Annotated in this window: 4 protein-coding genes; 2 read left to right on the top strand and 2 right to left on the bottom strand. The window is 74.0% G+C overall.

Annotated elements, in window-relative coordinates:
- Window positions 1–358: 358 nt before the first annotated feature.
- Entirely contained in the window at window positions 359–994 is a 636-nt protein-coding gene (locus KS423_RS41310; RefSeq protein ID WP_224284866.1) for a hypothetical protein, read from the top strand.
- A 129-nt stretch (window positions 995–1,123) separates the two neighbouring features.
- Complete coding sequence (galE, locus tag KS423_RS41305) at window positions 1,124–2,140, top strand: UDP-glucose 4-epimerase GalE (protein WP_224284865.1); 1,017 nt, start codon at window positions 1,124–1,126, stop codon at window positions 2,138–2,140.
- Between the two features lie 13 nt (window positions 2,141–2,153).
- Here galE and KS423_RS41300 read toward each other — a convergent pair whose 3' ends face one another.
- Both KS423_RS41300 and KS423_RS41295 read right to left on the bottom strand, forming a co-directional pair.
- Window positions 2,154–2,852, bottom strand: coding sequence for a transglycosylase SLT domain-containing protein (locus tag KS423_RS41300; protein WP_224284864.1), 699 nt, complete (start codon window positions 2,850–2,852; stop codon window positions 2,154–2,156).
- A 71-nt stretch (window positions 2,853–2,923) separates the two neighbouring features.
- Entirely contained in the window at window positions 2,924–3,130 is a 207-nt protein-coding gene (locus KS423_RS41295; protein ID WP_224284863.1) for an antitoxin, read from the bottom strand.
- Window positions 3,131–3,550 lie beyond the last annotated feature (420 nt).

Below are 3,550 nucleotides of genomic sequence, written 5' to 3'. Positions count from 1 at the left end.
GCGGACCGGCACCGCCACCGGGCCCCGGGGCGTCCGGCCGGCCCGGGCGCCCCGCCGCCCACGGCGGTCGGCTGCCGGAGCCGCAACAGCCGACCGGCGGGCCCTGTCGGAACCGGTCGCCGGTGAAGGTCTGGTGAGCCGTTCGGGGTAAGGCTGTTCCTGTGAGTCCGTGAAACCGGTCGGCCCGTACGCCGGCCGAACCCTTCGACCCGAGCCGCCGTCGCCCGCGGGCCCCAACACCCGCAGGCCCGGAGGTCCGTCGCGCCGGGAACGGCCGCCGCCCACCCGGTGGCGGTCGTTCCCGGCGCAGGCCGTTCCCCGCGTCCCTGCCCCCACACCGCCCCGAGGACCCTCCCGCATGCGAACCCGCCCCCACCTCGCCGCCCTCGCCCTCGCCGCCGCGGCCCTGCTGTGCGCCGCCGCACCCGCCGTCGCGCACGGCGACAGCGTCCATCTGGACGTCACCGGCCAGCAGAACGGCCGCGTCAGCACCGTCGCCACCTGGGAGGACGACCACGACCCGGTGACCGGCGAGTTCGCCGGCACGCTCTCGGCGACGGCCTCCGACGGCCGCACCGTCGGCCCCTGGCGCCTGGTCACCGCCCCCGGCCACCCGGGGACGTACACCACCCGGGAGATCCTTCCCACCGGGCACTGGCGGGTGACGGTGGACTGTGCCTTCCCCGCCCCGGGGCGCGGGGAGCGCGAGCTCGACGTCGACACCGTCGTGGTCACCGACCCGGCGTCTCCGGGGACGGGAGGCCCGGCGCTGTCCGAAACCGCACCGCGGTCCGCCGAGGTGACCTCTGCCCCGCTCCGGGAGACCCGCCCGGCGACGGGGACCACGGCCGCCCCTGTCTCCGCCCGGGAGGCCTCGCCCGGCCCCGTCCACGCGACCACCTCCGACGCCACCACCTGGGCGGCCATCGGCACCGCCTGCGCGGCCGTCGTCCTGGTCGCCACCGGGCTCTGGCTGCGCCGCCACCGAGGCTGAGCCGCCCGGTACCGTCCGCCCGGTTCGCGGGGACGACCCGGTCGCGGAACCGGCCGGGTGCGGGCCGACGTCTCTTCCGGTCACCGAGCGCCACCGGGCGCCCGGACGATCGCGAGGGAGCATCCGCGCATGAAGAAGGTCCTGATCACCGGTGGTGCTGGATTCATCGGCAGCACCGTGGCCTCCGCCCTGCTCGACCGGGGGATCACCCCGGTCGTGCTGGACGACCTCTCCCGGGGGCGGGCCGAGTTCGTCGCGGACCGGGTCTTCTACCGGGGCGACATCGCCGACGCCGCCCTGCTCGACCGGATCTTCGCCGAGCATCCCGACATCGATGCCACCGTCCACTGCGCCGCGAAGATCGTCGTACCCGAGTCGGTGGCCAAGCCGCTGTACTACTACCGGGAGAACGTGGCCAAGACCGTCGAACTCCTGGAGGCCCTCCAGCGCCACGGCTGCACCCGGGTCGTCTTCAGCAGCTCCGCCTCGATCTACGTCCCCACCCCCGACGCCCGGGTGGACGAGAGCAGCCCGGTCGACGCCGGCAGCCCGTACGCGCGCACCAAGCAGATGATGGAGCAGGTCCTCCAGGACTGGACCCGGGGCGAGGGCGCCGGGCGGCAGCGCGTCATCGCCCTGCGCTACTTCAACCCGATCGGTGCCGACCCGCAGCTGCGCACCGGCCTCCAGGACCTCCACCCCACCCACGCCCTCGGCAAGCTGATCGAGGCGCACACCACCGGCACCCCGTTCACCGTGACCGGCACCGACTGGGCCACCCGCGACGGCTCCGGCATCCGCGACTACGTCCACGTCCAGGACCTCGCCGAGGCGCACGTCGCGGCGCTGCTCCGGTTCGACGAGGTGATCGCCCCGGGCGTGGCGGACCGCTACCGGGTGATCAACGTCGGCACCGGCGACGGGACCACCGTGCGGGAGCTGATCGCCGCCTTCGAACAGGCCGTCGGCACCAGTCTCGAAGTGCGGGAGGCGGGGCCGCGGCCCGGGGACGTGATCGGCTGCTACGCCGTCGTGGACACCGCGCGGGACCTGCTCGGCTGGCAGCCGCGGCGCGGCCTGGCCGAGGGGGTCGCCGACGCGCTGGCCTGGCGGAGGATCTGGTCCGCCCGGCTCGGCGTCAGCTGACCGCCGGGAGGCGCTACTTGACGGCCTCGCCGGACTTCGACCAGTTGTCGCGCAGCCGGTCGAGGTAGGACTGTGCCTGGGAGCCGATCTTGACGCCCCGGGCGAAGGCCAGCATGTTGCCCGCGCCCGCGTTGTAGCCGAGGGCGACCAGTTCGTCCCGGCTGAGTGACACGCCCAAGCGCGCGGGCAGTTGCGCGGCGAGGTCGTGCAGGTGCCAGGCGGCCGCCTGGACGGCCAGGTTCCGGTCGTCCGGGAGCTCCTCCCACTGCCGGGAGGCGAAGGGGCGGCCGGGCTTGGTGTCGTCGAAGGCGGCCCGGTGCATGTTGGCGATGCCGAACGAGGCGTCCGGCTTGTTGCGTTGCCAGGCCCGTTCGAGCTCGGGGTCGTGCGGCTTGTACGACTCGTTGTAGAGGATGGCCATCAGCAGCTGCGGGTTGACTCCGGCCTCGGCGGCGTACTGGCGCACCGGCGCCGCGTAGTCGGCCGGCTCGTACGGGCCCGAGGGCTTCGAGGGCTTCGGCGGTTGCGCGGAGGAGCCGGCCGACGGCGCGGCGCCCGGGGAGGGGCCGGACGGGGCGGTGGCGGTCGGGGAGGGGTCGGCGGAGGCCGCGCCGTCGTGGCCGGTGCCGCGGACGAGACCCAGTCCGGCCACCACCACGACACCGATGACCAGCCAGCGCCCCAGGCCGGACCCCTTCTTCTCCTCGCTCACCGCTGCAGCCCCTCCCCGTTCGCCCGTGCGCTCGTTCGACCGCCGTGCGACTGATCGTGCCCTGCGGCAGGTTACTCGGCGGGCTTCCGGTCGCCGTCGAGGTTGCGCAGGAAGTCCTTCGCCTTCTCGACGCCGGTGTCGATCTGCCCGCTGTACTTGCCGTCCGTGCGGTCGTCGATCGCGTCGCCGACCTTGTCCAGGCCCTGCCCGATCACGTCGCCGTGCTCGCGGGCGAGGTCGGTGGCCTTGTCCGCGATGTTCTTCAGACTCTCAAACATGGTGACGCTCTGCTCCTCTGATGCGTTCCTGATGGTGTGCCGACGTGGCGGGGATCATGACCATCCTAACGACGGGCCACCGGACGGTCCGTCGCTGCCGGGTGGCGGCGGATGACTTTGCTGAAATGGGTTTGTAGGCTCCGGACCATCTTCTACAGCGATGTAGAGGTTTGATTCCCGCCAGGACCGATGGCGTCCTGGCACGCGCGGCGGTGCGATCGCGCCGCCGCAGCCGCAACGATCGAGGGAAGTGCGCATGGCCGGTCAGCGGGCGAGAACGCCGTACCAGGACGCGGGACCGCGCACCGAGGACCGTGCCCTGCCCGCCCAGCGCTCCCGGCCGGTCGGCGCGGGAGCCGCGGACGCGCCCGGGAACGTCACGGGCACCGGGGTGCCCCGGCAGGTCCGGGCGCCGCGCCC

Source organism: Streptomyces sp. LS1784, assembly GCF_020103755.1.
Taxonomy (GTDB): Bacteria; Actinomycetota; Actinomycetes; order Streptomycetales; family Streptomycetaceae; genus Kitasatospora.
The sequence above is the reverse complement of the archived record's forward strand: the minus strand, read 5'-3'. Positions and strand labels throughout refer to the sequence as shown.

Excerpts from the sequence above, each read along its gene's own strand:
- KS423_RS41295 (WP_224284863.1), bottom strand. The coding sequence starts at position 3,130 with ATGTTTGAGAGTCTGAAGAACATCGCGGACAAGGCCACCGACCTCGCC.
- KS423_RS41310 (WP_224284866.1), top strand. The coding sequence starts at position 359 with ATGCGAACCCGCCCCCACCTCGCCGCCCTCGCCCTCGCCGCCGCGGCC.
- galE (WP_224284865.1), top strand. The coding sequence starts at position 1,124 with ATGAAGAAGGTCCTGATCACCGGTGGTGCTGGATTCATCGGCAGCACC.